The 26,759-nt window shown below is 46.6% G+C and carries 21 protein-coding genes; 11 read left to right on the forward strand and 10 right to left on the reverse strand.

What is annotated here, in order from left to right; genetic code table 11:
* Positions 1 to 29: 29 nt before the first annotated feature.
* The gene (locus tag B5D42_RS11415) at positions 30 to 242 is read left to right on the forward strand and encodes a hypothetical protein (RefSeq protein ID WP_078831643.1); all 213 of its coding nucleotides are present in this window, start codon (positions 30 to 32) and stop codon (positions 240 to 242) included.
* Positions 243 to 366: 124 nt separating this feature from the next.
* Here B5D42_RS11415 and B5D42_RS11420 read toward each other — a convergent pair whose 3' ends face one another.
* On the reverse strand, positions 367 to 1,557 hold the full coding sequence (locus tag B5D42_RS11420; RefSeq protein WP_078831644.1) for a pyridoxal phosphate-dependent aminotransferase: 1,191 nt from the start codon (positions 1,555 to 1,557) through the stop codon (positions 367 to 369).
* A gap of 141 nt (positions 1,558 to 1,698) precedes the next feature.
* Between B5D42_RS11420 and B5D42_RS11425 the strand changes: the two genes are divergently transcribed.
* On the forward strand, positions 1,699 to 3,126 hold the full coding sequence (locus B5D42_RS11425; RefSeq protein WP_078831645.1) for an L-serine ammonia-lyase: 1,428 nt from the start codon (positions 1,699 to 1,701) through the stop codon (positions 3,124 to 3,126).
* Between the two features lie 152 nt (positions 3,127 to 3,278).
* Positions 3,279 to 6,302 carry an alpha/beta hydrolase family protein gene (locus B5D42_RS11430; RefSeq protein WP_078831646.1) on the forward strand — a complete coding sequence of 1,008 codons (3,024 nt, stop codon included), beginning with the start codon at positions 3,279 to 3,281 and terminating at the stop codon, positions 6,300 to 6,302.
* Positions 6,303 to 6,353: 51 nt separating this feature from the next.
* Here the strand turns inward: B5D42_RS11430 and B5D42_RS11435 are convergent, their stop codons facing one another.
* From B5D42_RS11435 to B5D42_RS11450, 4 genes are all read right to left on the reverse strand, one after another.
* Positions 6,354 to 7,070 (reverse strand): hypothetical protein, encoded by a 717-nt coding sequence (locus B5D42_RS11435; RefSeq protein ID WP_078831647.1) that lies wholly within the window; start codon positions 7,068 to 7,070, stop codon positions 6,354 to 6,356.
* Between the two features lie 94 nt (positions 7,071 to 7,164).
* Complete coding sequence (locus B5D42_RS11440; protein ID WP_176112987.1) at positions 7,165 to 7,863, reverse strand: DUF2490 domain-containing protein; 699 nt, start codon at positions 7,861 to 7,863, stop codon at positions 7,165 to 7,167.
* Positions 7,864 to 7,937: 74 nt separating this feature from the next.
* Positions 7,938 to 9,404 carry a dihydrolipoamide acetyltransferase family protein gene (locus tag B5D42_RS11445; protein WP_078831649.1) on the reverse strand — a complete coding sequence of 489 codons (1,467 nt, stop codon included), beginning with the start codon at positions 9,402 to 9,404 and terminating at the stop codon, positions 7,938 to 7,940.
* 175 nt (positions 9,405 to 9,579) lie between these two features.
* Positions 9,580 to 10,836 carry a CinA family nicotinamide mononucleotide deamidase-related protein gene (locus B5D42_RS11450; RefSeq protein WP_078831650.1) on the reverse strand — a complete coding sequence of 419 codons (1,257 nt, stop codon included), beginning with the start codon at positions 10,834 to 10,836 and terminating at the stop codon, positions 9,580 to 9,582.
* A 93-nt stretch (positions 10,837 to 10,929) separates the two neighbouring features.
* Here B5D42_RS11450 and dacB point away from each other — a divergent pair, with 93 nt between their 5' ends.
* Positions 10,930 to 12,318 (forward strand): D-alanyl-D-alanine carboxypeptidase/D-alanyl-D-alanine endopeptidase, encoded by a 1,389-nt coding sequence (dacB, locus tag B5D42_RS11455; protein WP_078831651.1) that lies wholly within the window; start codon positions 10,930 to 10,932, stop codon positions 12,316 to 12,318.
* A 3-nt stretch (positions 12,319 to 12,321) separates the two neighbouring features.
* Here the strand turns inward: dacB and B5D42_RS11460 are convergent, their stop codons facing one another.
* Positions 12,322 to 12,738: an acyl-CoA thioesterase gene (locus B5D42_RS11460; RefSeq protein ID WP_078831652.1), complete on the reverse strand. Its 417-nt coding sequence runs from the start codon at positions 12,736 to 12,738 to the stop codon at positions 12,322 to 12,324.
* A 159-nt stretch (positions 12,739 to 12,897) separates the two neighbouring features.
* Between B5D42_RS11460 and B5D42_RS11465 the strand changes: the two genes are divergently transcribed.
* From B5D42_RS11465 to B5D42_RS11480, 4 genes are read left to right on the forward strand one after another with little or no spacing between them, the layout of a single operon-like run.
* A complete protein-coding gene (locus B5D42_RS11465) occupies positions 12,898 to 15,939 on the forward strand; it encodes a tetratricopeptide repeat protein (RefSeq protein ID WP_078831653.1) in 3,042 nt (1,013 codons plus the stop codon).
* 10 nt (positions 15,940 to 15,949) lie between these two features.
* Complete coding sequence (locus B5D42_RS11470) at positions 15,950 to 17,767, forward strand: hypothetical protein (RefSeq protein WP_139367121.1); 1,818 nt, start codon at positions 15,950 to 15,952, stop codon at positions 17,765 to 17,767.
* A 9-nt stretch (positions 17,768 to 17,776) separates the two neighbouring features.
* On the forward strand, positions 17,777 to 18,358 hold the full coding sequence (locus B5D42_RS11475; protein WP_078831655.1) for a hypothetical protein: 582 nt from the start codon (positions 17,777 to 17,779) through the stop codon (positions 18,356 to 18,358).
* 18 nt (positions 18,359 to 18,376) lie between these two features.
* Positions 18,377 to 19,276 carry a methyltransferase domain-containing protein gene (locus B5D42_RS11480; RefSeq protein WP_078831656.1) on the forward strand — a complete coding sequence of 300 codons (900 nt, stop codon included), beginning with the start codon at positions 18,377 to 18,379 and terminating at the stop codon, positions 19,274 to 19,276.
* A 14-nt stretch (positions 19,277 to 19,290) separates the two neighbouring features.
* Here B5D42_RS11480 and B5D42_RS11485 read toward each other — a convergent pair whose 3' ends face one another.
* The gene (locus B5D42_RS11485) at positions 19,291 to 20,103 is read right to left on the reverse strand and encodes a glutaminyl-peptide cyclotransferase (RefSeq protein ID WP_078831657.1); all 813 of its coding nucleotides are present in this window, start codon (positions 20,101 to 20,103) and stop codon (positions 19,291 to 19,293) included.
* 47 nt (positions 20,104 to 20,150) lie between these two features.
* Positions 20,151 to 21,284 (reverse strand): NAD(P)/FAD-dependent oxidoreductase, encoded by a 1,134-nt coding sequence (locus tag B5D42_RS11490; protein ID WP_078831658.1) that lies wholly within the window; start codon positions 21,282 to 21,284, stop codon positions 20,151 to 20,153.
* 119 nt (positions 21,285 to 21,403) lie between these two features.
* Here B5D42_RS11490 and B5D42_RS11495 point away from each other — a divergent pair, with 119 nt between their 5' ends.
* The 3 genes from B5D42_RS11495 to B5D42_RS11505 all read left to right on the forward strand — a co-directional run bounded on the left by B5D42_RS11495 (position 21,404) and on the right by B5D42_RS11505 (position 23,534).
* The gene (locus tag B5D42_RS11495; protein WP_078831659.1) at positions 21,404 to 22,141 is read left to right on the forward strand and encodes an eCIS core domain-containing protein; all 738 of its coding nucleotides are present in this window, start codon (positions 21,404 to 21,406) and stop codon (positions 22,139 to 22,141) included.
* Between the two features lie 110 nt (positions 22,142 to 22,251).
* Entirely contained in the window at positions 22,252 to 23,202 is a 951-nt protein-coding gene (locus B5D42_RS11500; RefSeq protein WP_139367122.1) for a hypothetical protein, read from the forward strand.
* A 29-nt stretch (positions 23,203 to 23,231) separates the two neighbouring features.
* On the forward strand, positions 23,232 to 23,534 hold the full coding sequence (locus B5D42_RS11505) for a hypothetical protein (RefSeq protein ID WP_078831661.1): 303 nt from the start codon (positions 23,232 to 23,234) through the stop codon (positions 23,532 to 23,534).
* A gap of 11 nt (positions 23,535 to 23,545) precedes the next feature.
* Here B5D42_RS11505 and B5D42_RS11510 read toward each other — a convergent pair whose 3' ends face one another.
* Entirely contained in the window at positions 23,546 to 24,148 is a 603-nt protein-coding gene (locus tag B5D42_RS11510) for a class I SAM-dependent methyltransferase (RefSeq protein WP_078831662.1), read from the reverse strand.
* 24 nt (positions 24,149 to 24,172) lie between these two features.
* Complete coding sequence (locus tag B5D42_RS11515) at positions 24,173 to 26,623, reverse strand: glycoside hydrolase family 18 protein (RefSeq protein ID WP_078831663.1); 2,451 nt, start codon at positions 26,621 to 26,623, stop codon at positions 24,173 to 24,175.
* Between the last annotated feature and the right edge of the window lie 136 nt (positions 26,624 to 26,759).

Consider the following 26,759-nt stretch of genomic DNA (forward strand, 5'->3'; position numbering starts at 1 on the left):
CATTCAGTAAATCATGCAAACGTGAAAATATGGCAATTATTGATATAACAAAAGACATACGCTATAAGCAAGGAATTGCAGCGGCTTTCGAAAAAGGTAAGAAGAGTGGCATAAGAGAAATTCAGGAAATGATTGTTATTAAACTGCTTGCAACACCAGGACACACACTTCCCGGCATAGCTAAAATGCTTGGAGTATCAATTTTATTTGTTGACAGAGTACGTAAGGAAATGATGGGGTAAAGATCTTACCGAAATCTAGCATGTTTTTTTTCAAAAAAAACATGCTTCTCTGCTCCGAATAAAAAAGCAGGCCTGTTTAAACAGGCCTGCCGTAGAACTAAAAAGATAAAAATGATTGACCGGGTTATTTCAACTTAGCAAGAGCTTCTTTAATCCTTGCCCATGCTTTTTCAATATTCTGCATGCTGTTGGCAAAAGAGAACCTGACACAATTGGGTTCGCCGAATGCATCACCCATTACGGAAGACACATGCGCAGTATTCAGCAGGTACATACTGAAATCGGCAGCATTGTTTACCGTTGTGGTGCCATCTGATTTCCCGTAATATGCACTTACATCGGGGAATACATAAAAGGCACCTTCAGGAGCAAAACATTTAAAACCGGGAATATCATTGATCAGCTCAAGTGTCTTTGTCCTTCTGCGGGTAAATTCTTCTGTCATTTCCTCAGAAGGCTTAAGATCGCCGGTAAGTGCGGCAACAGCTGCTTTTTGAGTAATAGAGGAGGTACCGCTGGTAAATTGGCCCTGTAATTTTTCACAGGCTTTGGCAATTGCAACGCTGGTTGCAACATAACCGAGGCGCCAGCCTGTCATGGCAAATCCTTTACTTAAACCATTGATCAGTACAATCCTGTCTTTCAGGTCTTCAAACTGCGCAATGCTTTCGTGGGTTCCGACAAAATTGATGTATTCATAGATTTCATCGGATAAGATCACCACGTCTGGATATTTGCGGAATACTTCCGCCAACGCAGCAAGCTCTGCTTTGCTGTAAACGGCTCCTGAAGGATTGCAGGGCGATGAGAACATGAAAACTTTTGTCTTTGGAGTAATGGCTGCTTCCACTTCTGCGGCAGTAGCTTTAAAACCATTTTCTACGGTTGTCCTGATTTCAACAACTTTACCGCGGGCGATTTTCACCAGTTCGGAATAAGTGACCCAGTAAGGAGTAGGAATGATTACTTCATCACCTTCGTCTACAAGTGCCAGGATAGCGTTTGCAAGACTTTGCTTGGCCCCTGTTGAAGTAACGATCTGCTCAGGTTTATAATCGAGGTTATTGTCGCGCTTTAGTTTAGTACAAACCGCTTCTCTCAGGTCTGCGAAACCTGCTACCGGTGTATAGTGGCTCCAGTTGTCATTAATAGCTTTGATCGCGGCATCCTTAATATGCTGGGGCGTATCAAAATCAGGTTCGCCAAGGCTCAGATCGATCACGTCGATGCCATTTGCTCTTAATTCGCGGCCGAGTTTGGCCATTTTCAGTGTTTCCGGTTCATTAAACCTGTCTAAGAGAGAAGAAAGTTGCATAGTTCTAACATTGTGAAATTGGTTCTGGTAAGATTTTGCGCACGTAAGTTCGGTAAAACAAACCAAACGATTGTAAGTTTTAAAAGGATCTTAGCGATATTGTGAGCCGGTAACTGTTAATTTTACAGACGAATTATTACTATGCCACACGAATCGATCTCGGTTTTTGATATGTTTAAGATAGGTGTCGGTCCTTCCAGTTCCCACACATTGGGTCCCTGGCGGGCTGCGCTTCGTTGCGTCGCTTCAATAAAAGAAAAAGCAAAACTGGAAAATGTTGCTTCCGTAACCGTGCTTTTATATGGCTCCTTAGCCAAAACAGGTAAAGGACATGGCACAGACATCGCAGTGCTGCTCGGGCTTTGCGGCGAAGACCCGGTAACAATTGATGTGAACAGTATTACGCCGCAGATCAATAAGATCCATGCTGAAAAAGCATTACTACTGGGGGGTGAATGCCTGCTGTCTTTTGATCCTGCGGAAAAACTCATGTTCCTGTACAATGAAACTTTGCCTTATCATCCCAACGGTATGTCTTTCCTCATACAATTGAAGGATGGCGAAGGCTGGAGCGAAACGTATTATTCCATCGGAGGTGGCTTTGTTGTTAAGGAAGGAGAGGATGAACGTGCCAGAAACAGTATCGAATTGCCGTTCCCGATCAATACAGCTGATGAATTGCTGCATTGGTGCATGAAAACGGGGCTCTCCATTAACGAGGTGGTAATGGAGAATGAACAGGCCTGGCGCCCGGAGAAAGAAACAAAAGAAGGTGTACTTAAGATCTGGAATACCATGAAAGACTGTACTTTTCGCGGTTGTCATGCCCAGGGAGAACTTCCGGGTGGGTTACAGGTTCGGCGCAGGGCTTTTGATCTGAATAAACGCCTGGTTAAACAGCAGCCATATAACGATTACAAAAGCTGGATCGATGCCATCCGCAATGGTGGCCATGATTTCAAATATATACTGGATTGGGTGAGCTGTTTTGCACTGGCAGTTAACGAAGAAAACGCGTCTTTTGGCCGCGTGGTTACCGCGCCTACCAACGGGGCCGCAGGTGTTATTCCTGCAGTATTGCAATACTTTGTTGCATTCTGTGATGGTTATGATGAGGAAAAGATCATACGTTTCCTGCTCACAGCTTCCGAAGTGGGCAGCATCTTTAAAAAAGGTGCAACCATTTCCGCCGCAATGGGCGGCTGCCAGGCTGAAATCGGCGTGTCTTCTGCCATGGCCGCCGCCGCCCTTACCGAATCGCTAGGTGGTACGCAAAGGCAGGCTTTGATGGCTGCCGAGATCGCTATGGAGCACCATCTCGGCCTTACCTGCGATCCGATCGGCGGACTGGTGCAGGTGCCTTGTATAGAACGCAATACCATGGGCGCGATCAAAGCCATCACAGCCTCCCAGCTTGCATTGCAGGGCTCGCCGGATTATGCAAAAGTGAGTCTTGACAAAGTGATCCGGACCATGTGGGATACTGCCCTCGATATGAACAGCAAATACAAAGAAACATCTGATGGCGGCCTTGCGATTCATATACCGCTTAGTCTGCCGGAATGCTAAATATGGCTGGTTGAGATTAGAATACGATAAGAGTCTTATGCGCCGGGCGGACTCTGCCGTTGCTTTTATCCATTCATCAAATTAATGCAGAGACAGAAATTATTATCTGTATTGTTAGTTATCTTCGGAGCGCTACCAAATGCACTAATAACATGAAGAAATTGCTGCTGGCTGTAACCTGCTTTACAGCCTTTACTGCTTATTCCCAGAAAAAGCCGCTCGATCATACCGTCTACGATGGCTGGCAGAGCGTGGCCGAACGCATTATCTCCAATGATGGTAAATACGTAGCCTATACGGTGAACCCACAGGAAGGTGATGGCGAACTCGTGATCCAGGCTGCCAATGGCGGCTACAAACTGACTATCCCGCGCGGATACAATGTTTCACTCAGTGAAGATAGCCGGTTTGCTATCTGCCGGATCAAACCTTTTTACAAAGACACCCGTAACGCCCGTATTAAAAAAAGCAGGCCCGACGATATGCCCAAAGACAGTCTGGCTATTGTTGAACTGGGTAAAACCAATATCGTAAAGATCGCCCGCGTAAGAAGTTATAAAACACCTGATAAAGGTGGCAGCAACTGGATGGCTTATCTCATGGATAAAGCAGTTCCGGAACAAGGCAGGCCCGGCGGAAGACCCGAAATGGATTCCCTTACCCGCCTGAACAATATGCTGGCCATGGCCGATAGCCTTGCACATGTTGCTGATAGCATCCGTAATAAAGCAAACGATGCCAGAAACAAGGGTATGGCTGTATTACAACAGGGCAGGGGCGCTGGTGGCGGAAGGCCGCAGGGCGGTGGTGCTCCTGCAGCCGGAGGTCGTGGCGGAGCTGCTCCATCGGCCGCTGCTGAACCCGGAGGCGAAGAAGGTACTGAACTGATCCTTCGTAACCTTGTTACCGGAGAACAACGTTCTTTCAAACTGGTAAGCGAATATTACTTCAGCAAGAACGGTAACGTTCTGTTGTATGAGACCACTAAAAAAACAGGTGATTCCACCGTACTTCCTTCTGTAGTGCGTATGGATCTTACCAATAATACAAGCGCTACCATCTTCCGTAAATTCAACGATGCGAAAGGGTATACGATGGACGAAAATGCATCACAGATCGCATTTATCGCCGAGCGCGACAGCAGCAGCAAAGCTGTTCAGAAATTTTATAAACTGTTCTATTATAAAGAAGGTACCCCCGAAGCTGTACTGCTGGCAGATGCGTCTACAAAAGGTGTAAAATCAAAATGGACCATAGCTGAAACCGGTGGCGGTGGCGGTGGTTTCCGTGGCGGTGGAGATGGTGGCGGATCTATGGGCTTCAGCAAGAGCGGACAACGTCTTTTCTTCGCTACAACGCCCATTGTTACTCCCAAAGACACTTCATTACCCGAATTCGATCGTGTGAATGTGGATGTATGGCATTATAACGACGACTATGTTCAACCCGTTCAGCTGAAAAACCTGGAAAGCGATCTCAGGCGTTCTTATATTGCCCGCTTTGATATGAACAATAAAGAAGTGGTTCAGCTGGGCACACCTAAGTTCAGAAGCGTGATGCAGACGAAAGAGGGTGATGGCAATGTTTTCTATGCTACTACCGATTCAGGCAGACGTGTAGCAAGTCAATGGCAGGGGTTCACTGTAAGTGATATTTATGCAATAAATCCTGAAAATGGCAAAGCCGACCTGATCCGTAAAGAATTCAAAGGAAGCGGCCTGTCTGCTTCTTATTCAGGAAATTTCCTTGTATTCTTCGACGAGATCAAGAAGAGCTATTTCTGTTATAATGCTGCCACAAAACAGGTGTACCCTATCGCAACAGATATCAAAGTATCATTGGTGGATGAAGAGAACGATGTGCCGGACGATCCTAATTCTTACGGTATTGTACGCTGGATGGAGAATGATAAGTATGTACTGATATATGATCGTTATGATATCTGGCAGGTAGATCCGCTCGGAAAAGAAAAATCCGTAGCGCTCACCAACGGAAGAAAAGACAAACTGCAGTACCGCTATGTGAACGTAGACAGGGAAGAACGCTTCATCGAAGCCGGTAAAAAGATCCTGCTGAAGATCTACGATGAAAAAGACAAAGGCGGCGGATTGGCCATTTATGATCCTGCGACAAAAAATATCCAGGTATTATTCAAGGAAAAAGTTGCGGTAGGAGCGATTCAGAAAGCAAAAGACGCAGATGTATATACGTTCACAAAAGAAACATATGTGAAGTCACCTGATGTATATGTGATGCAGAATGCAGCTCCGGCGGTTCAGTTGTCGCATATCAACCCACAGCAGGAAACTTATAACTGGGGAACCGCTGAACTCTTCAAATGGAAAGCATACACCGGAAAAGAAACTGAAGGTGTATTGTATAAACCCGAAGATTTCGACCCTAAAAAGAAATACCCGATGATCGTGTATTTCTATGAGCGTAACAATAATACACTGAATAACTACCAGGCACCGGCGCCAACACCTTCACGTCTGAACATTCCGTTCTTCGTGAGCCGCGGGTATATCGTTTTTGTTCCGGATATCTGGTATAAAACAGGTTATCCCGGTCAGGGCGCTTATGATTATATCGTGAGCGGTACAAGGGCTGTTGTTAAACAGGGTTATGTAGACAGTACCAAGATCGGTCTGCAGGGCCAGAGCTGGGGTGGTTATCAGATCGTTTACCTGATTACCAAAACCAATCTCTATGCTGCTGCCTGGGCCGGTGCTCCTGTAGCCAACATGACCAGCGCATATGGCGGTATCAGGTGGGGAACCGGTCTGCTGCGTACTTTCCAGTATGAGAAAACACAAAGCCGGATCGGCGCTACCTTATGGGAAAAGCCAAACCTGTACATACAGAACTCAGCCTTGTTCTCTCTGCCTAAAGTGACCACTCCGCTCGTGATCATGGCCAATGATGCAGATGATGCAGTGCCATGGTACCAGGGTATTGAAATGTACAGCGGTCTGCGCAGGCTGGGCAAAAAAGTATGGATGCTGAACTATAATAACGAAGCCCATAACCTGGTGGAAAGAAAGAACCGTAAAGACATCCAGATCCGCGAACAGCAGTTCTTCGATTACCTGCTGAAAGGTGATAAACCTGCCAAATGGATCTCGGAAGGTGTTCCTGCCGTTATGAAAGGAAGAGATCTGGGACTGGGATATTAATCCCGCCAAATGAATATGAAAGCCCGCACTGAAAAGTTGCGGGCTTTTTATTTATGTTCTCGTGGAGATATATTTAACAAGACTTCGTTTGGCAACAGGCAGCAGTGTTTCTTCTATCGGCGCACTGATCGATGTCTCTACTGCGTATACTGCCGGGTTGGGCAGTTCTGTGCAGTTGCGGATCAGTTGCTGTTTGATACTCTGATAAGAATTAGCCAGGTTCCGCTGCCACACGTCGATGAATGATGTCCTGAGACTGCGCCATCTGTAATCATCCTGCTCATAAATGCTGAGCCGGTAATAATATGCCCAGGTATTCTTACATGAACCTTCACACAAAAGAAAATAACCTTCAGAGCTATCGAGTGGAACAAGTCCTACAGGCTCAATGGCTAATGCATCTGCTATGGATTCGTAGATGCCGGTACCATTGTCGATGCTTTTTTTCATGTTGGAGGATGCATAGCCGATAATATCTTCCAACTCCTGCATCATTTCGCTGTCTTCCACTATAGATTCGTATAATAAGCGGATATTTTCCGCCTGGATGCCCGTAAGTCGTTTGGGAAACTGTTCCGATAACTGCTGTTTGTTCTCCCTGAACGCAACCAGGTTGTTGTAGTGGAAAACAAGATCGGCTAAAGAGGGATAAAGTTCACAGGCTGCAAAGTGTCTGTTGATGTCCTGCAGATAGGCGAGGAGTGTGTACTTTTTCAATTCAAAATCAATATAACCTTCCGCAAACCATGTTTCTGATAATGATTTCATACCGGGTTTGTTTGGTTACCTGAATTTAACCAACAACCGCTACAAAAACACGGATCAGTTACGCACAGATGTGCATAGCTTCCATAACAAGATCTTAATCTTCTGTGCTCGGATGTCTTTCCCTGCCGCTTTTCGACTGGCCAAAATCAAAGAATAAAGTGGTCTGGATAAAGTTCTTGGAGAAAGTGGTATAAGATGATGTCTGATCGAACCGATGGATGAAACCGGTTTGCAGCGTGAGTTTTTCATTCAGCTGGTAACCCAGGCCCAGGAATAAGCGGCTCTGTTCAAAATGCGGGGCTTTGTCAAGTATGAATACTTCGGCCGATGCTCCTGCATACCAGGTTTTGGGCTGCAGTACTTTATGGTTAATGGGGAGTATGCCATTCATCCGGTAACGGAAACGGCTGTGGAACGATGATCCTATAAACCGTTGTTCGATCCGGTAACGGTGCTCCAGTTTCAGCCTGCTGATATTGTTGGTGATGGTCAGCTGTTCCCAGGTTCTCACTTCATTGGCCAGTTCCGGATCGGTAAAATTCCCGAACGGAGTATAGGTGTGGTAATTTCCCACACCTACCAGTACGGTCAGGTTCTTTTGAATATTATAACCAATACCACCCTTGTATTCGTAATAGCTGAAGCCATTGAAGAACTGCTGCGAACGTAATTGTGCTTCCCCAAAAGCATTCCATTTACTGTTGAAATTGATCTTGCCGCTTATAACGTTCCAGGTGCCAAGTCCGTCGGTTTTAACCTGTGCCTGGCCGGCCAATGATAAAAGTAAAGCCATCAGTAGGATGGCTTTACGGTTGAAAAATTGCATCAGGATCTGATTATCGTTTGATTGGATGTTCGTGTTGCCGGTTACAGGTAATGAAACCACTGCCTGTCCGCGTCCCAGTTTTCGAATTCTTTTGCTACAGCCGTGAGAAAACCTGCACCGATGCTGCCATCTACAATCCTGTGATCGTAGCTGAGCGACAGGTACATCATATGGCGGATACCGATGGTATCACCTTCTTTGGTCTCGATCACCATCGGGCGTTTTTTGATCGCACCTACGGCGAGGATCGCTACCTGCGGCTGGTTGATGATCGGCGTGCCCATCAGGCTTCCGAATGTGCCTACGTTGGTCAGTGTGAATGTGCCCGATGCAGTATCATCAGGACGAAGCTTGTTATTCCTCGCTGCATCGGCAAGATTGTTCACCGATCTGCTCAGTCCTACAATATTCAGCTGGTCTGCGCCTTTGATCACAGGAACAATGAGGTTGCCGGTTGGCAAGGCTGTTGCCATGCCGATATTGATATCTTTTTTGATGATGATCTTATCGCCATCGAGAGAGCAGTTGATCAGCGGGAAACGTTTGATCACATTCACGATGCATTCGATAAACATCGGTGTGAATGTAAGTTTGGTTCCTTCGCGCTTCTCGAATTCATCTTTCACTTTATTGCGCCACATAACCATATTGGTTACGTCTGCTTCTGCAAAGCTGGTTACGTGCGGACTGGTATGCTTGCTGTCTACCATGTGCTTCGCGATCAGCTTGCGCATCCTGTCCATTTCAACGATCTCGGTGCTCCCGCTCAGTACTACTGCAGAAGGATCGGCCAGTTTGCCTGAGGAGGAAACTGCTGCCGGAATAGAACTGCCGGTTTGGGGTGCAGCGGATGGTATATGAATGGTAACAGGTGCTGCTTTTTGTGCAGGAGCTGTTGCCACCTGAGGAGTCTGTGGTGCAGCAGGTGCATTGCCCGATTTCTTCGCAGCCACATATTGCAGGATGTCTTTTTTGGTAACCCTGCCTTCGTTGCCTGTGCCCGGAAGCCTTTCCAGTTCACTCAGGCTGATGCCTTCGCTGTTGGCGATATTCAGTACCAGTGGTGAATAAAAACGATTGGTTGCAGGCTTGTCGAGCAGTTCTGTAGCGGGCTGCGGTACATAAGGGATCTCACTGATGTCGATCTCTTCTGCAGCCGGCTCCTCTGCTTGCACGGCTGTAACGGCCGGCTCGGGTTCTGGTACTGCAATTGGTTTTTCCGGCTCATTCTGCGCAGGAGCGGGGGCTGATACGGCAGTAGTACTGCCATTGGTATTGATACGTGCGATCACCGTTCCGATCGGCACTACATCATTTACATTGTATAATATTTCGGTGATAACACCAGCTGCTGTTGAAGGCACTTCGCTGTCTACCTTATCCGTTGCAATATCCAATACAGTTTCATCCTGTTCCACACGGTCACCCACCTGCTTATTCCACTTAAGGATGGTAGCTTCCATGATGCTCTCGCCCAGTTTGGGCATTACCAGTTCAGCAATTGCCATACAATCGTACAGTTTTTTATGTATAATAGGTTGACGCTTATCAAAAACGATCAACTGTTAGTTTTTTGCAATGATAAACAGAAATCCGGTAATCTTTCTCTAAAATTACGAAATCGCCGGAATTACTGCCTCCTGATTTTCAGTGGCAAAAGTAGAGTTCTGAACTGAAATTCTGCTAACTCTTTTCTAGGATCAATAACCGCAGGAGGTTCAATGCATAAACGGCGGTTACCTCAATATTTTTTTGCCTGTCGAAACGCAGCCGGAACTGGCGGGCAATTGTTTTTTCGGCGTTTCCTGCAGCGATCCAGACCATGCCCACGGGTTTTTCGGGCGTGCCGCCGTCCGGCCCCATGATCCCGCTTACCGCCACAGCATAATCCGAGCCGATCAGCGATAATGTACCCTGTACCATTTCCCGCACCGTATCTTCGCTAACGGCGCCAAACGCTGCCAGCGTTTCAGGTTTTACATGAAGCGCATGTTCCTTTACATCATTCGCATAACTCACCACAGTTCCTTTATAATAAGCGGAAGAACCGGCATGGGCTGTAATCAGATGTGCAATATAACCACCGGTGCAACTTTCGGCGGTAGCCATGGTTTTCCCTTTTTCCTGCAGTAAACGCCCAATGGCCAGTTCGAGCGGAATGTCTTCTGCTGCTACAAGGTATTCTGCAGTTCTTGATACAAGCAGGTCGAAATGCCTGCTGAGCTCACGTTCTATCAGATCTTTATCCATACCCGATGCGGTTAACCGCAGGCGTACCATTCCATAATTGGGCAGGTAAGCAAGTTTGATCCAGCCGGGCAGATCCGCTTCCAGGTCGGCAATAAGGTCTGCCAGCATCGATTCCCCGATACCTGCGGTTAAAAGGGTACGATGTGCGATAAAGCCGGTTGCAAAACGGGAAGAAATCATCGGCAGCACATGATGTTCCATCAGCCATTTCATTTCATGGGGTACGCCGGGCATGGAAATAAATACCGTTCCGTTTTTCTCAAACAGCATTCCGGGTGCTGTACCCGATTCGTTGAAAAGTACGGTGCAGCTATCCGGTACTTCCGCCTGCTTTTTATTCCGGTCTGATACCGGGCGTTTAAAAACAGACTCGAACAGGTGGATCACATGCTGAAGTGTTGTTTCGTGGATCACCATCTTCCCGCCGAAATAATCCGCTAAAAGAGGCTTGGTGATATCGTCTGCGGTTGGCCCGAGCCCGCCCGTGATCAATACCAGTGATGCCCGCCCGCACTCGTTATCGAGCGCCTGCCAGATGTCGTCCCGGTTATCGCCTACTGCCACTCGATTCTTTACCGGCATGCCTCTTTTGTTAAGTTCCCTGGCAATCCACGCACTGTTGGTATCGATTACCTGGCCTATCAATAACTCGTCTCCAATGGTAATGATCGATGCAAAAACTTTTTCCATAACCCGCTTACACTTATTTTGTGCAAGTTAAACCGGATTTGTGGTTCTGTATGAACCTGTTACTATTGATTTATTCACGCCCAAGATGTTATTATGAAAAAATACTGGTTCTCGCTGCTGTTATTATCTTTTTCCGGCATTAATGCCCAATCGCTGACCCAGCGCCTTGAGTCCGCCGCTGCAAAACTGGTGGCGGATGCCCAGATGCGTACTGCAATTGCCGGTGTGTATGTTGTAAAAAGTGCAACGGGTGAGCCGGTATTCAGCCTGAATGCGCAGACAGGACTGGCACCTGCCAGTTGTCAGAAGACCATCACCAGCGCTGCTGCCATGGAATTGCTGGGAGCCGGCTATCGTTTCAGGACGGAGATCGCGTATTCCGGTGCAATCAAAGCAGGAGTGCTTGAAGGAGACCTGCATATCACCGGCTTCGGTGACCCCACACTCGGCAGCTGGCGTTATGATTCCACAAAAGATGAAAAACTCTTCGGCAGATGGATAGCAATGCTGAAAGCAAAAGGCATCACCAGGATCAATGGTTCACTTGTGGCGCACACGGCTAACTGGGAAAAAGAAACATTACCCGGCGGCTGGATCTGGGATGATATCGGTAACTATTATGGTGCAGGAAGCGCAGGTTTGAACTGGCGGGAAAACCAGTACGACCTTATCCTTAGTTCCGGCGAACAGGGTGAAAAAGCTTCCATTGTGAAGACAGAACCTGTATTATACGACGCTGTATTGCAAAGCGAACTGCGCGCAGGCGCGAAAGGCAGCGGCGACAATGCCTATATCTACCTGCCGCCATTCAGTCAGCGTGGTTTTGTGCGCGGCACCATATCGCCCAATGAAAAAGCATTTACTATTTCAGGGTCTTTCCCTGATCCTGCTTCCCAGTTCATCCATACCGTGGCCGACAGACTGAATGCTGCCGGCATCAGCACTACGTCTTTCGGAGTAGATGATTCTACTGCAAATACCAGTGGTTATACTTTATTGCATACGGAAAATTCGCCGGCACTTGATAGTGTGAATTACTGGTTCATGAAAAAAAGCATCAACCTTTACGGCGAATCATTACTTAAAGCCATTGCATTTCAACAAGGCGGGTTTGGCAGTACGGACAAAGGTGTTCAGGCAGTAAAAAACTTCTGGAAACAGCAGGGGATCGATCCCGCAGCTTTACGTATGATCGATGGAAGCGGTCTTTCGCCACAAAACCGTGTAACCGCAGAATCGCTGGTTAAAGTATTGCAGTTTGCAAGAAGCCGGCCCTGGTTTAATTATTATTATGATGCATTGCCGCTTTATAACCAGATGAAACTGAAAAGCGGTACAATCGGTGGCGCGAAGAGTTTTGCGGGATATCACACAGCGAAAGACGGTACCACATATACGGTAGCCATCATCATCAACAATTTCGATGGCTCTGCCAATGAGATCGTTAAAAAAATGTTCCTGCTGCTGGATGAACTGAAATGATGATCAGTTCGATTCAAAGTAGGAGGCGAGCGTATCACGCAGCTGCTGCGGCATGTTGGTACGCTTGCCCGTATGTATATCCATGAAGAACAGAACTACTTTACCGGTGGTCAGCAGTTTTTTCTTCTCATTGTACACTTCATTGTAAAAAGTGATGGCATGTGAATCGGGCAGTTCCCTGATGATGGTTTTGATCGTGATCAGATCATCATAATGTGCCGGCCTCAAATATTTCGCTTCCATCTCTACCACCGGCATTCTTACCCCCATGGCTTCCATTTCTTTATAGGTAAAACCGAGATCCCGGATCGATTCTGTACGTCCTACCTCGAAATACTGCGCATAATTACCATAATACACAATATCCATCTGGTCTGTTTCCGCATAGCGCACCCGCACGGTGGTAAAATGTTCGTACATAGTTATTCCTATTTGTTGACAAACTTACGTGCCTTCATCTGTTTTTCCACAAAACGCCTGTTGAAGCCTTCTTACCCGACTCCCGTGGTACCTTTAGAACAGGTTTTTGCTTTTTATTAAGAAAGAAACTGAAATCTTTGTTCAGTCAGCCCAACCACTATGAAGAAACTCATCAGAATATTCCTGTTTGCTGCCGGAACCATCAGCAGTTTGCTGTCCGGCGCGCAGACCACACAGCTTTTACAGGATCCGGACGCCGCATTCAAATCGGCCAAAGAACTTTACCAGCAGGAAAAATACAGTCTTGCTTATCCTGTATTTAAAACCTTATACAATAACGGGATCGAAAAATCCGGGTTCCCTGCAACCGTGCAGCTGGAATCGAAATATTATTCGATCCTTTGCGGTTTGCAACTGAACGATGCGGCTGCTGAACCGCAGGCTGTCGCTTTTGTAACGCTGGAACATGATGTGCCACGCGTACAGATGATGAGTTATCATCTTGCAGAATATTATTACCGCACACGTGATCTCACCAAAGCACAGGAATACTACCAGAAAACGAATATTGCCAACCTGAGCAACCGCGAGATAGCGGAGATGAAATTCCACCAGGCCTATGGGTATTTTGCGATGCAGCAGTTCGACAAAGCCAGGCCCTTGTTCAATGCGATCCGCCAGCTCCCGAAAGATCCGAACTATACTGATGCCAATTATTATTATGGTTTTATCGCGTTCAACGACAAGAACTATACGCAGGCGCTGGAAAGCTTCCGGATCGCGGAAAAATCTCAGACTTACCAGAATATCGTTCCCTTCTATATTGCAGAGATCTATTATTTCAGCGGCGACCGCGACCAGGCTTTGTCTTACGGAGAAGCCGCACTTTCCCGCGGTGGTCAGTATTACGATCTGCAGCTGAAACAGCTGGTGGGGCATCTCCTGTTTGAGAAAAGGCAATATGCGAAAGCCCTCCCTTACCTGGAACAATATGTGGCAGCAAAAGATAAAGTAAGAAGGGAAGATCTGTATGAATTAGCCTACTGTTATTATGAAGCCAAAAACTGGCCCAAATCGATAGAAGGATTCAAACAACTCGGCGGCGGCGCAGATTCACTGGCGCAGAACAGCATGTACCTGCTTGCAGACGCGTACCTGAAAGTGAACGATAAACAGAACGCAAGAAGTGCATTTCAGTTCTGTGCAGCGAATAACAGTAACGCCGTACAGAAAGAAATCTCGTTATTTAATTACGCCAAACTTTCATACGACCTTGGTTATATGGATATTGCGCTGAAAGGATTCAAGGATTACCTGGCAGCATATCCGTCATCCGCGCTGCAGCAGGAAGCCAAGGAACTACTGGTAAGCACCATGGCCAATACCAGTAATTACCGCGAAGGACTTGCCCTGTACGAAAGCCTGCCCGGCAAGAGTGAAAATGCGGTAAAGATCTATCCGCGTCTTTTATATGGAAGAGCTGTGGAACTGATCAATGACCAGCAGATCATCCAGGCAGATGAATTGCTTACCAAAGTACTGACAGCACCTTATAATAATCAGCAATTGCCATTTACTTATTTCTGGAAAGGGGAGATCGCGTACCGCACAGGCAATACGGATGCGGCCATTACACATCTGACAAATTACCTGAAGAACCCATCGGTAAACGGCGAAGTGAATACGCTTAATGCACGTTATAGTCTCGGCTATGCGTTACTCAAAAATGAGAATTATGCAGCAGCGCGTGAGAATTTTTCACAGATCGCAGGTTCGGTTCCGTCAACTTCCAGCCAGATCCAGCAGGATGCTTATCTGCGTACGGCGGATTGTCATTTTATGGCGAAGGACTTCAAACAGGCTTTACGCATGTATGAGCAGGTGCTGAACCAGCAATTGCCCGGAGCGGACTATGCATTGTTCCAGAAAGCTGTGATTGCAGGTGCATCGAATAAGAATAACGAGAAGATCGCATTGCTGCAGTCGCTGGAAAGACAGTTCCCGGCTTCTGCTTATAAATCGGAAGCCAACCTGGAAATTGCCAATACTTACCTGGCAGATGAGAACTTCCAGGCTGCGATAGAACCGTTGAACCGCATTGTAAAAGATAATAAGGCAACAGCATTGCATCCCGAAGCATACCTGAAGCTGGGTGTAGCCTATTTCAACCTGGATAAAAACACGGAGTCGCTTGCACAGTTTAAAAAACTGGTAGCTACTTACCCGAATACGCAGGAAAGTACAGATGCGATAGAGTATATCCGGAACTTATTTGTAGAGAACCAGCAACCCGGCGAATTTGTAACATTCATGCGTGAGAATGGCAAGCCGGTAACCTATAATGAAGAAGATTCACTGACCTTCCGTTCGGCGATGCTTCGCTATGATGCGAAAGATATGGCTGGCGCGAAAACGGGTTTTGCAGCTTATCTCGCTAAATTCCCTGATGGCCGTTATAATCTTGAAGCCAATTATTTCTCAGCAGAGATCTATATTTCAGAAAAAGATGCGAAGAATGCGTTAACCTATTATGCAACGGTTGCCGGCAAAGCGCAAAACAGATTCGCGGAACGAAGCGCGCTCCAGGCTGCAAGGATCTATTATTTTGATCTGAAAGATTATGTGAACGCAGAGAAATATTTCATCCAGGCAAAAGAACTGGCAACTCAACAGGAGAACAGGCTGGAAGCGATGCGCGGATTATTACGCTGCCAGTTCAAAGCGCAGAAATGGAAAGAAGCGGCCCCGAATGCCCAGGAACTGTTACAGGAAAAAGGAATTGCAACCGACGACAGGATGATGGCCAGTATGGTCGTAGCCCGTAACCACCACCTGAACAACGAAGCAGAACAGGCGGCAGCTGCGTACAGGCAGGTAATTGCTACCGGCAAATCGGAGTACAGTGCTGAAGCGCAATATCGTATTGCAGAACTGCTGCTGCAACAGGATAAACTTGCAGATGCAGAGAAAGCAGCTTTTGATGTGATCAAAAAATCAGGATCTTACGAGTACTGGGTTACCAAAAGCTATATGCTGCTGGGCGATATTTATTTCAAACAGAAAGATCTGTTCAATGCCGAAGCTACTTACAAGAGCATCGCAGAGAATGCTGCAATTGCAGAATTGAAAACCGAAGCACAGCGAAAACTGGCTCAGGTAGTGGAAGAAAAGAATAAATCAAATAAAGTTGAACAACAGTAAAGCTGCATACATGAAGTACATTAAATCCATATTATTGCTGCTCGTTGTGGTTTGCATAACAACCACTGCTGTTGAAGCACAAAAAAGCAGAAGCAAAAAGGGTAAAGCCACAAAACAGCAGAGCGCGCGTAAGAAAGCAACAACAAAAAACAAGGCCAGAAAGAAGCCGGCAGCGAAACCTGCATCTGCTAAAAAAACAACAACTGCGGATATTTCTACCGCATCAGCACAGAAAATAACCAAGGAAGCACTGGGTGATACCTCAGCGCCGCGTGTGGTAACAATTACCTCAGCGTTTAAACCATCGCTGAAGACTGCAGCCAAGATCAATTTTACTGCAGCTACTCCTGTGATCGATTCATCCCGCACACCGGTAGTGTATAATATTCCGGCGCAGAATCTTTTATTCTCTTACCAGCCTGTACCCATCAAGCCGGTAGCATTGAAACCTGATACCAGCATTACCTGGAACAATGATCATTATGTGAAATTAGGAGTGGGTAATTTCAGCACTTTGCTGGCAGAAGGCGCATTTTCATTCGGCGATGGCAAACGCAGCATCACAAACCTCCGTGCTGGGTACCTGTCTAACAAAGGCAATCTTTTCGCGCAGCAATACAGCAAGTTCGGTGTGGAAGCTATTTCTATCCTGAACAGCAACGGCGGACATGAATGGACCACCAAAGCATTCTATACCAATACCACCCGGTATTTCTACGGATATGAACCACGCACCATCAGCTATACAAAAGAAAATCTGCTTCGCCGGTATAATGATGCGGGCATAGAGATCGGGATGAAGAACAAAGTGCCCGGAGAGTTCAATATCACATATCATCCACAGTTGAGACTGAACTACTTTTCAGATAACAGCAACGGGCAGGAATATAACCTGATCGCCCGCGCCCCGGTACGCAAAACCTTCGGTGAAAATTATGCGCTGGACATCGGGATCACTGCCGATATTTCATCCACGCAATTCAGGATGATACCTAATACACTGAAGTTCAACAATAATCTTTTTTATGTTAGTCCTTCCGTTCAATATGCCGCAGCCGGTTTCAAACTCAACCTGGGAGTGCAGACTACCTGGGATAACAAGAAATTTGCCCTGTTACCTGATATTACCGCTGAAGCGAAGATCTCCGATGTTGGGCTGATCGCGGAAGCCGGATGGAAAGGCTATTATAACAAGAACAATTACAGGTCGCTTGCAGATTTCAACCCATGGGTGGAACGTCCCGCAAATCCTTTCCTGAATACGAAAGTAAGTGAACAATATGGTGGCATTAAAGGAGCAGCAGGGAATCATTTCACCTATAAAGCGCGCTTGTCTTTTGTCCGCCTGAATAACCAGCCATTGTTTGTGAATGATGCAATGGATGGAAAAACATTCACCGTATTATTTGAGCCCAAGCTTGAAATGCTGAAACTTTACGGAGAAGTAGGGTATAATGTACAGGAAAAATTTTCTCTCTCTGCAGGTGCAACCTACCGGCAATTCACGTCGCTGGAGCAAAATGAAAAAGCATGGGGACTGCTGCCGCTGGAGATCAACGGTTCATTGCGCTGGAAAGTGCTGAAAGACCTGCAGCTCAAGGCCGATGCATTTATCTGGGATGGCGCTCAATACCGTAATACGGCATTGCAAAGCGGCAAGCTGGATCCTGCTGCGGACCTCAATATCGGTGCTGAATTTGCTGTGATGCGCAGGCTGAACCTGTGGTTACAACTGAATAATGTACTCAATAATAAATACCAGCGCTGGAATCAATATGAAGTAGTAGGGTTGAATGTGTTGGGCGGAGTTGTATATTCGTTCCGCTAAACTAACCCCATGGAAGAATACCTGTACAAATATTTTGTAATATATAGCAAGCTTGCTATTCCTGATATTGGTCAGTTCACTATGGAAGTGACGCCGGCTTCTGTTGACGATTCCGGCCGTCTGCTGCTGGCTCCCGCTCCGCGTATTTCGTTCGTGGAAGGGCAGGTTACCGCCGACAAACATTTTTTTGATTTTATCGCCGCAGAAATGAATGTTGATGAAGTAGATGCGATCCGTCGTTTCCGCGATTACGCCGTTTCTCTGAAACAGAAAGCTGTTGAAGAAGGTGTTACGCTTACAGGAATCGGGCAGCTTCATCATTCTGCCGGCAGGCTGGTATTCTCGGCAGCCACACCCGAACATATATTACCCGCTGTATCATTGCCCGATGGGGTGGCAGCCCTTGAAAAAAAACAGGCTGTTATTGCTACTGAAACTTCATCAACTACAGAATATTCTCCCGCTGAAACCCCGGTTAACGAAGAAATAGTGGAAGAAGAAGTGGCCGAAGAGCGCTCCGGATCGTGGTGGATCTATGCTGTTATACTGCTCCTGGCCGGTATCAGCGCCATACTTTTTTATTATGCATAACCTGTTTCCGGAAGATTTATGAGCAAGAATATCAATTATAGTCATTGCCCCTGCTGCAACAGTGCTGATATCAATCCGGTACTTTCTGCCGAAGATTATACCGTTAGCCATGAACTGTTTGAAATATGGCATTGCAATCATTGCTCTAACCGCTTTACCCAGGACGTACCCGATGCAGCAAACATAGGACCTTATTACCAGTCGGATGCTTATGTATCTCACTCGGATACCAAACAGGGTCTGATCAATAAACTATACCATGCAGTCCGCAATTATACTTTACAGAAGAAAAGATCACTTGTTCAGCAGGTGACAGACCGGAAACAAGGTTCGCTGCTTGACGTGGGTGCCGGAACCGGTGCCTTCGCCGGGATCATGAAACAGGCAGGCTGGCAGGTAACCGGCCTGGAACCTGATGATACCGCACGAAATGTGGCAGCGGAGAAGAACGGTATACAGCTGCTCGCTCCCGGCGAATTATACCAGCTTGCACCGGATCAGTTCGATGCCATTTCGCTCTGGCATGTGATGGAACATGTGCACGATCTGCATGGCTATATCAGAAGATTTTCTGCCGTTCTCCGCCAGAATGGACGACTGCTCATTGCAGTTCCCAATTATACCAGTCAAGATGCAGAAGTGTACGGAAAATACTGGGCAGCATACGATGTGCCACGTCACTTGTATCATTTTTCCCCTGCGGGTATGGAACAGATGATGCTGGCTGAGGGTTTTGTATTAACAGGCGTTAAACCCATGTGGTTCGACAGTTTTTACGTAGCCATGCTGAGCGAGCAATACCGCAAGGGTAAAAGCAACCTGTTTCGTGCAGCATGGGTTGGACTGATGTCTAATCTCAAAGCTGTGGGCAATAAAAAAAGATGCAGTTCTGTGATCTACATCTTTTCAAAAAAGTAATTCAGGAAGTTTTATCAGTTGAACTTCACTTCACAAAGTACCGGCCATCTTTTGCCGGTGATGTAAAAGCTTTGTTTGGTGGAATCATAGGCAATGCCATTCAGCACGTAACCTTCATCGACAGAACGCGGATCATATGCCGCACCGGATTTGCGCAGCAGGTCAGAGAGGTCTATCTTTCCTTCCACCAGTCCTGATGTCGGATTAATTTTCAGGATGTAATCATAACCATACCGGTTTGCATACACACTGCCATTTACATATTCCAGTTCATTGAGGCTGTCTACATAACCATTGTTATCTGTAACGCCCACTGTTTTTTCAATTTTGAAACTGGCCGGATCTACAAAATAAAGATTGCTGCCGCCTGTAGAAACGATCAGGCTTTTGCCATCGTTGGTAAGGCCCCAGCCTTCATAAGGCCATTCAAATTCCTGGATCTTTTTGAACGACATATCGTATACAAACACTTTATGCTCTTCCCAGGTGAGCTGATAGATCTTGTTATTAAGGATGGTTACACCTTCTCCGAAATAAGTATTTCCGAGTGCGAGATCTTTGGTGGCTTTGCCGGTATTCAGGTCAACAACACGTAATTTACTTACACCTCTCATGCCTGTTCCTTCATACATTTTCCCATCGTTCCAGATGAGTCCCTGGGTATAGGATGATGTATCGTGCGGATATACCTTAATAATGTTATAGCCGATTGCCGCAGGTGCGGGAATGGCAGGTGCAGCCGGAGTATTTTCCGTATTATCTTCTTTATCCTTACAGCTGTTCAGCAATACAACCGCAAGCAGTGCGGACAGGATGATCTTTTTCATATTAAAATGTTGCGCGCAAAAATAGACAAGTTGTTACAGATATACCGTTAAAAATAACGCAGCAGATGTTGCGCCACTTTTTCTGCAAAAACAGGCGTGAGTGCCACACCCATGCCATTGCAGGCCGATACGGCATCCGTTTTTTCCCCCGCAGCTTCCAGTAAAGGCATACCATTATCTGTAAAACCCATGATGCCGCTCCAGTGATGATCGATCGTATAGGAATAACGGGGTGACAGATGTTCCCTCAAAAACTGTTCGAGCCGGATCCGGATTTCGCCGGAACCTTCAAAACCAGTGGTTCGCTCGGCATCGATCGCCGTGTTTCTTGCGCCGCCGAGCAGGATACGGTTACCAAGGTTTCGCCAGTAATAAAAGCCTTCGTCGTAATGAAAAGTACCCTTCATGGTAAGTCCGGGTACTGGTGATGTTACAATCACCTGTCCTCTTGCAGGAACAACGCCCGATGCCGGGAACAGGTCTTTTGTAAATGCATTGCAGCAAAGCAATAACCGGCCGGCCTGCATGTTAAACTGGCTGGTATGGACCGTTACCGGTTCGCCTTCATCCCAGCCTGTAACTTCAAGGCCGTAATACAACTGAACGCCCATGGATTGCACCAGGCGGCTGAGCCCCTGCAGCAGCATGCCGCTGTGAAGCCCTGCTTCGAGCGGGTTGGAGATCATGGCGTCGAAATTCCGTAATCCCTTTTCCTGTATCTGGTCATTCGCATAGCTGAACACCTGGCTGATACCGGTAACAGGTTTTAAAGCATCATTCAGTTCATCCAGCAGACCCGGAAGCTCGTGCCAGGAGTCGTAAGTGTGATCGATACATTCAAAGCCGCCGCAGGGATCGAACGCAATTTCATCATCTTTAAAAAAAGAACGGATCTTTTCAATGCCTTTGTAACGCATTTCCACTACTTCCAGCATCGCATCTTTACCCATGCTACGCATGTTATGGATCAGCTCCGTAGGACTGCCGAAACACGCAAAACCGGCATTACGGGAAGAGGCACCGAGAGGCACCGGGTTTCTTTCAACAACACTGATCCGCAGTGCGTTGTTTCTTTTTTTGAGTTCGAAGGCAGTCCATAGTCCCATCAGGCCACCGCCTGCAATGATGATATCCTGCGGTGAATAATATGTTTCCTTTTCCCAGATCGATAAATGATGCATAGGCTAAAGATAATGAACACCCGGCTGTCTGATGTTTTTCCCGAAATTTAGAAAAAAAGCAAAAAAGAAGTATATTTAATGGCCCTGGAAAACCAGCAGGCAAGCATAAACAATTACCCATGTACAACAAGACCAATGCAGAAAATGCCAGGAAAGACCGTCGTGACGATCATACCGGACAGCAACAGAATGGCAAGGTACTGCCGGCCGTAGCACCTGCACAGGCAAAATCAGAAACAGTGCAGCGGGTGGAAGAAGACGAACCGGTACAGGACAGGTTTGAAACCGTTCAGAAAATGGATGAGGATGAAGCATTGCAGGGTAAGTTCGAAACCGTTCAGAAGATGGATGAGGATGAAGCTTTGCAGGGTAAGTTCGAAACGGTTCAGAAGATGGATGAGGATGAAGCTTTGCAGGGCAAATTCGAAGCGATCCAGAAAATGGATGAGGATGAGCCTTTACAGGGAAAGTTCGGAACGATACAGCGTGAAAAAGATACACAGTCAACCAACAATACCGGCATGCCGGACAATCTCAAATCTGGTATTGAAAACATGTCGGGCTATTCAATGGATGATGTGAAAGTGCATTATAATTCTCCGAAACCGGCTGCTATCCAGGCGCATGCCTATGCACAGGGAACAGATATTCATGTTGCATCCGGACAGGAGAAACACCTGGCACATGAAGCCTGGCATGTAGTACAGCAAAAACAGGGACGGGTAAAGCCTACCATGCAGATGAAAGGAACAGTGCCAGTGAACGATGATGCCGGTCTGGAACACGAAGCCGATGTGATGGGTGCAAAAGCTTTACAGCAATACAGCATTCAGCGGAAAAAAAAACTGATCCCGTAAGTATTTCTTCAAACCTGGCACCTGTACAGGGTGGTTTCTGGGATAAAACAAAAAACTTCTTCGGAAAAGCAGGCGATGCAGTTGCTTCCGCTCCCGGTAAAGCAATGGCCGTGAAAGGTGAAGCACAGAATACCGATCGGCTGAATACGCTCACAGGCAGTGTATTGCCGGCAGCATCTGCAGGCGGTGCCCTTAAAGGCGCAATCAAGGCAATCCAGGATAATAAGGTAGACACAGGCCCTTCCGCACTCGGCGGCTCTGTAGGTGTAATAGGAGGAGCTGTTCCAACGATTACCGGAACAATGGACCTTGCCAAGGGAATTGCAACAAAAGATACAAGAAGAGCCCTGAACGGCGGAATGGACCTGGTGCAGGGCGGACTCGGTATTGCCGGTGGCGCTGCTTCCATTGCAGGAAGTGCAGCCGTTCCGGGTATTGGTCTGGCATCAGCGGCAGTAGATACTGCAAGAAATGCAGGTAACGCTGTTTACACGGATTCACAGAAGAAAAAACTGGAAACCCAATTTTCCCGGATCGCATCTGTTGGCCCTGGCGATGTAACCCTGAGCGAACTTGGCAAGGAAGGATATAAAGATAAAAGCATGCTGGAACAATACCAGATGCTGCAGATCGCAAAACGCGCAGCAGTTGTGCGTGAAAAACAAAGGAACCGTGCCATTGTGAATGCTGTGGCTTCAGGTGTGGAAACCGCCGGACATGCAACCGTGGTAGGAGCAGGTGCAACAGGTGTTGGTGCCGCAGTAGGTGCCGGTCTTGTTGCAGGTGGTAAAGGCATCAAAGCCGGAGCAGGTTTAACCAGATATATCAAGCAGACCGGGAAAGACAAAGGCTGGTGGGGCAAGGGGGCAAATTCAGCTGATACCTCTGCAGGCAAATCGCACGACGCCATGACCTTCATTGCGCATGCCCGTCAGAATTACCAGAACGAAGAAGTACAGGAATCACTGGCTGCCATGGGGGCTAATGAAGAACAGATGGCATTGTTCAGACAGGATAAACTACCCGTTGATCAACTTTATGCATTGTACAGAAAACGCTAGGCTAACCACCTGCAGCTAAGTATATATTAATGGATATCGAAAAGAATACCTCATACAATAACAATTCCAAAAGCACAACAGCGGCTGCACATGAAACGGGTACGCATGCACAGTCCATGCCAGCTGTTCCTGCCGTACAGGCCAAAAGTAAATTTGCAAAAGGAGGGGGCAAGCCTGCCGACAAGAAACCTCTCGACCAGGATGGAATTGCCGATATGGTAAAAGCCGTCACCACACAACGCAAAACCGACAGTGCTTTTGTACCGGCAGTACAACCGGGAGAAGATACTGCTCAATACTCCATGCAGGCATTTAATCCGAAGCAGGTTTAATTACACAGCACTCAGTGATACATAAAGATGGTGTAATCATTTTCCCTGTAGTTATTACGGAAAACAACATTTGCAGATAGCCGTTTACAGTATTCTGTGATGAACTCCGGCTTGTAGGATACGATCAGCCCATCCGGTGGCCACGCATAACTCAGCAGGTTAAAGCCAAATCCTCTCCGGCAGTTATTATATAATTTCTCAATCATGCGCAACACGAACAACGGGTCTGTATTGTAATAATTCAATGCGCCGGATAAAAGTATATAATCTGTAACAGGCAATTCAGCCTGCTCAAAATCGCCCTGGAAAAAAAGTGTTTCGGGAAGATGACTGTATTTCTGAATAGCAATATTCAGCAGATCTGGAATCTGTTCTACGCCAAAATAACGAAGATGCGGATAGCGTTCGCCGAGATAGGCGCGGAGATCGCCATGGCCGCAACCCACATCCAGCACGGAATGATGGTTAAGATCGGCAATGTCTGCCAGCACACTGAAACGCACCTGTTGGCCTTCGTAATCTTCCCAGCCTAGTGCGCCCACATGATCCTGGCCATACAGCCTGATCTGCTCTTTATGAAACCTGAATATGCCGGCGGTATCGGTTAATGCCATGGTGTTATATTTTAAGCCGCGAGGTTAGGGAATATCGTTCCGTTTTAACAACGGCATGATCAGATAGCGTGTCAGTAATAATCCCGCGATCATGCCTGCCAGGATGATTGCCATGAGCGTTGGTAATGGCATATTGATACAGGTGGTAGACGGATCTGTTACACAGGCTGTTGATGTGTCGATATCCGCGATCAGTGTATCTGCAGATTCGTCTGCAAGCGGCGTTGCCGCCGATACACCCGCAATTGTATCCGTTGCTGAAGTTTCGCCGATTATAACTGCTGCCGGACTTTTAGCCGGCGTAGCACCGAATAATGGAATGGAATCGTTTGTAAACAGGTACGCAAAAAAGAAAAGAATAAAGAAGACTGCAACCACTATGAGTGTGATCTCGCCATACTTTTTCCATTTCCATTCCACACTGTTCACTTTGATCTGGTAGATATAAATGCCGCCACAGATCAGACCCAGCAGTAAAAAGACAAGTGTCAGCAAGCCAAGGAAAGAAGTCAGTTCATGGTTGATATATTCGAACCTGCTGATGAATCTTTTATCGAGCGGCCTTTTTTTGTTGGCGTCGTTGATCAGTGAGTCAACGCGCAGATCTGCCAGGTATTGATACACTACATCACGGTAGGCAGGATCCTTGATGTCTTCAAAACAGATCTCACAAGGATTTTTAAGGATATACCAGTATAATGCCATTTTACGTTTCAGCCTGTCGATGAACCCAAGATCCGCGGGTACATGTTTGATGAGCAGACTGTCTTTCTGAAACACGGTATCGATCACGGCAAATTTATAAGCCAGCATGTCCCAGAGTTCTCCGAATCCTTTATCGTATCCAAGCGCATTCACGCTCACGCCGCCAAGTCCGTTCTCCAGAATATAATCGTATTTGCCTCCCAGCGATACTTCATCATCGTACCAGATGCTGCGTACCGGCACCTGCCTGCTGTTGAGAGAATCCATCACGGCATTACCACTCATCTCATCATAATAAACAGGCCAGTTATACCTGTTCCTGATCTCACTGTAGGTATTGTACTGTATAAAACGCGCATCGCCATTTTGGCCGATCTGCCATTTGGCTCCGGAATAGGGGAGCGATACGACCAGTTTTTCAGGTGCTACATCTTCATTGAGATAACGGGATATACTTGTCTCGATGGTGTAATCTGCTTTTCCGCGTAACGGTGCAATCGGCCCTTTCGATGCCGGATCCAGTTTGGTGAAATCCACAATGAAATGATCTGCATAATTAGACAGGTAAGCAAGATCATATACTTTCCAGCGGTCATAAGCGGGAATGGTGATAAGCACTTTATAGGTGCTGTCCTGGACCTTCAGTACTTCCGAAAGGAATTTAATGAAAACAGAAAAACGATCTCGTTCCTGTGAGGGAATATCAGTGAAGGAAATATTCACTCCTTTGGCACGGCGAAGTTTGAGCAGATAAATGGCGTTGTCTACAAATTTTTTCTGACTCGCCTGGTTGCCGAGAAAACTTGCAACACTGGCCGGCTGTGAGATCGCAGCGGTGAAAATAACATTACATCCGGCTTTTTGTGCATCGGTGATCACCTGCGACTGATCCCAGCCATTCAGGTTTTTGATATCGCCTGTTTTGCCGTTAATGAAAAGTGCATTGTAGATAATGCTGTTCAGATAACCGAATTTGTAATCATCATCATTGGTGCTGTTGTAATTATAGATACCGTATACTTCAGCTTTGTTCTTAATAGTGAGCCGGTAAGGTTTGATGATCCCTTTTGCCGTATCGGTGAGGTACTGAACTTCATTGGCACCGAAGCGAAGCTTGCGTAATGCTTTCAGCGCTTCTCTTTTTTTGGAATCTGATTTATCCTCATTCACTTTTTCAGAGATCAGCGGCAGCAGTTTATTGGTAAGGTCTTCGATGTCTTTGTCGGTCACCACTTTGCTTTCGGAAGGTTCGGGAGGTACAGTGTCCTGTGCAGCATTCGGTTTGTCGGCCGGAACATGTTTACCGGCATTCCTTATTTCAGTGATGATAGCGATCAATGTATCGTAATGCTGATTTTCACGCACTGATAATTCATCGATCAACAATTTGATATTTTCAGAACTGGCAGCAATGGAATCGTTAACGCCAAGAGATTCGAATATCTCTAATACGCGTTTCTTTTCGCTTTCGCGTGCATTTTTCCTGAAGCGGAACATGTCCGCGATTTTTTTAAAAAGATTTCCATCCACTTTTGGCGGCACCGCTTTCTTAGCTGCATCGGTTGCAGCTTTTTTTGCAGCGTCGGCTGTTTTTTTAGCAGCTTCGGCAGCAGCTTTGGGAAGAGTGTCTGTGATGTATAAAGATGGAGCGGTATTGTACAGATACATAACACGCATATTCCTGTCGGAAGAAAATGCGCGGGTTGTGCCGGCCAGCACGAAATACACGGCCATGAAAAGTAACAGTAAGCTTTGGTGGAGCCTTTTCATAACAAGGCTCTAAAAATATCATTTTATTTAATCCCTTGTATTGTTTTTTTTATATGTTTTATTCCGCTTTTTATTTATTTTGTTGGCCGCTGCCGGTTTGAACACTTCACCCCGGATCGCCTTACTACTCAAATTA

It is taken from the genome of Sediminibacterium ginsengisoli (genome assembly GCF_900167075.1).
In the GTDB taxonomy this organism is placed as follows: domain Bacteria; phylum Bacteroidota; class Bacteroidia; order Chitinophagales; family Chitinophagaceae; genus Sediminibacterium; species Sediminibacterium ginsengisoli.

What these genes read in the sequence shown, in the direction of transcription:
- B5D42_RS11450 (WP_078831650.1), bottom strand. Translation starts at nt 10,836, where the DNA reads ATGGAAAAAGTTTTTGCATCGATCATTACCATTGGAGACGAGTTATTG.
- B5D42_RS11495 (WP_078831659.1), top strand. Translation starts at nt 21,404, where the DNA reads ATGTACAACAAGACCAATGCAGAAAATGCCAGGAAAGACCGTCGTGAC.
- B5D42_RS11445 (WP_078831649.1), bottom strand. Translation starts at nt 9,404, where the DNA reads ATGGCAATTGCTGAACTGGTAATGCCCAAACTGGGCGAGAGCATCATG.
- B5D42_RS11465 (WP_078831653.1), top strand. Translation starts at nt 12,898, where the DNA reads ATGAAGAAACTCATCAGAATATTCCTGTTTGCTGCCGGAACCATCAGC.
- B5D42_RS11430 (WP_078831646.1), top strand. Translation starts at nt 3,279, where the DNA reads ATGAAGAAATTGCTGCTGGCTGTAACCTGCTTTACAGCCTTTACTGCT.
- B5D42_RS11515 (WP_078831663.1), bottom strand. Translation starts at nt 26,623, where the DNA reads ATGAAAAGGCTCCACCAAAGCTTACTGTTACTTTTCATGGCCGTGTAT.
- B5D42_RS11440 (WP_176112987.1), bottom strand. Translation starts at nt 7,863, where the DNA reads ATGGCTTTACTTTTATCATTGGCCGGCCAGGCACAGGTTAAAACCGAC.
- B5D42_RS11490 (WP_078831658.1), bottom strand. Translation starts at nt 21,284, where the DNA reads ATGCATCATTTATCGATCTGGGAAAAGGAAACATATTATTCACCGCAG.
- B5D42_RS11510 (WP_078831662.1), bottom strand. Translation starts at nt 24,148, where the DNA reads ATGGCATTAACCGATACCGCCGGCATATTCAGGTTTCATAAAGAGCAG.
- B5D42_RS11425 (WP_078831645.1), top strand. Translation starts at nt 1,699, where the DNA reads ATGCCACACGAATCGATCTCGGTTTTTGATATGTTTAAGATAGGTGTC.
- B5D42_RS11415 (WP_078831643.1), top strand. Translation starts at nt 30, where the DNA reads ATGGCAATTATTGATATAACAAAAGACATACGCTATAAGCAAGGAATT.
- B5D42_RS11435 (WP_078831647.1), bottom strand. Translation starts at nt 7,070, where the DNA reads ATGAAATCATTATCAGAAACATGGTTTGCGGAAGGTTATATTGATTTT.
- B5D42_RS11480 (WP_078831656.1), top strand. Translation starts at nt 18,377, where the DNA reads ATGAGCAAGAATATCAATTATAGTCATTGCCCCTGCTGCAACAGTGCT.
- B5D42_RS11485 (WP_078831657.1), bottom strand. Translation starts at nt 20,103, where the DNA reads ATGAAAAAGATCATCCTGTCCGCACTGCTTGCGGTTGTATTGCTGAAC.
- B5D42_RS11505 (WP_078831661.1), top strand. Translation starts at nt 23,232, where the DNA reads ATGGATATCGAAAAGAATACCTCATACAATAACAATTCCAAAAGCACA.
- B5D42_RS11470 (WP_139367121.1), top strand. Translation starts at nt 15,950, where the DNA reads ATGAAGTACATTAAATCCATATTATTGCTGCTCGTTGTGGTTTGCATA.
- B5D42_RS11475 (WP_078831655.1), top strand. Translation starts at nt 17,777, where the DNA reads ATGGAAGAATACCTGTACAAATATTTTGTAATATATAGCAAGCTTGCT.
- dacB (WP_078831651.1), top strand. Translation starts at nt 10,930, where the DNA reads ATGAAAAAATACTGGTTCTCGCTGCTGTTATTATCTTTTTCCGGCATT.
- B5D42_RS11420 (WP_078831644.1), bottom strand. Translation starts at nt 1,557, where the DNA reads ATGCAACTTTCTTCTCTCTTAGACAGGTTTAATGAACCGGAAACACTG.
- B5D42_RS11460 (WP_078831652.1), bottom strand. Translation starts at nt 12,738, where the DNA reads ATGTACGAACATTTTACCACCGTGCGGGTGCGCTATGCGGAAACAGAC.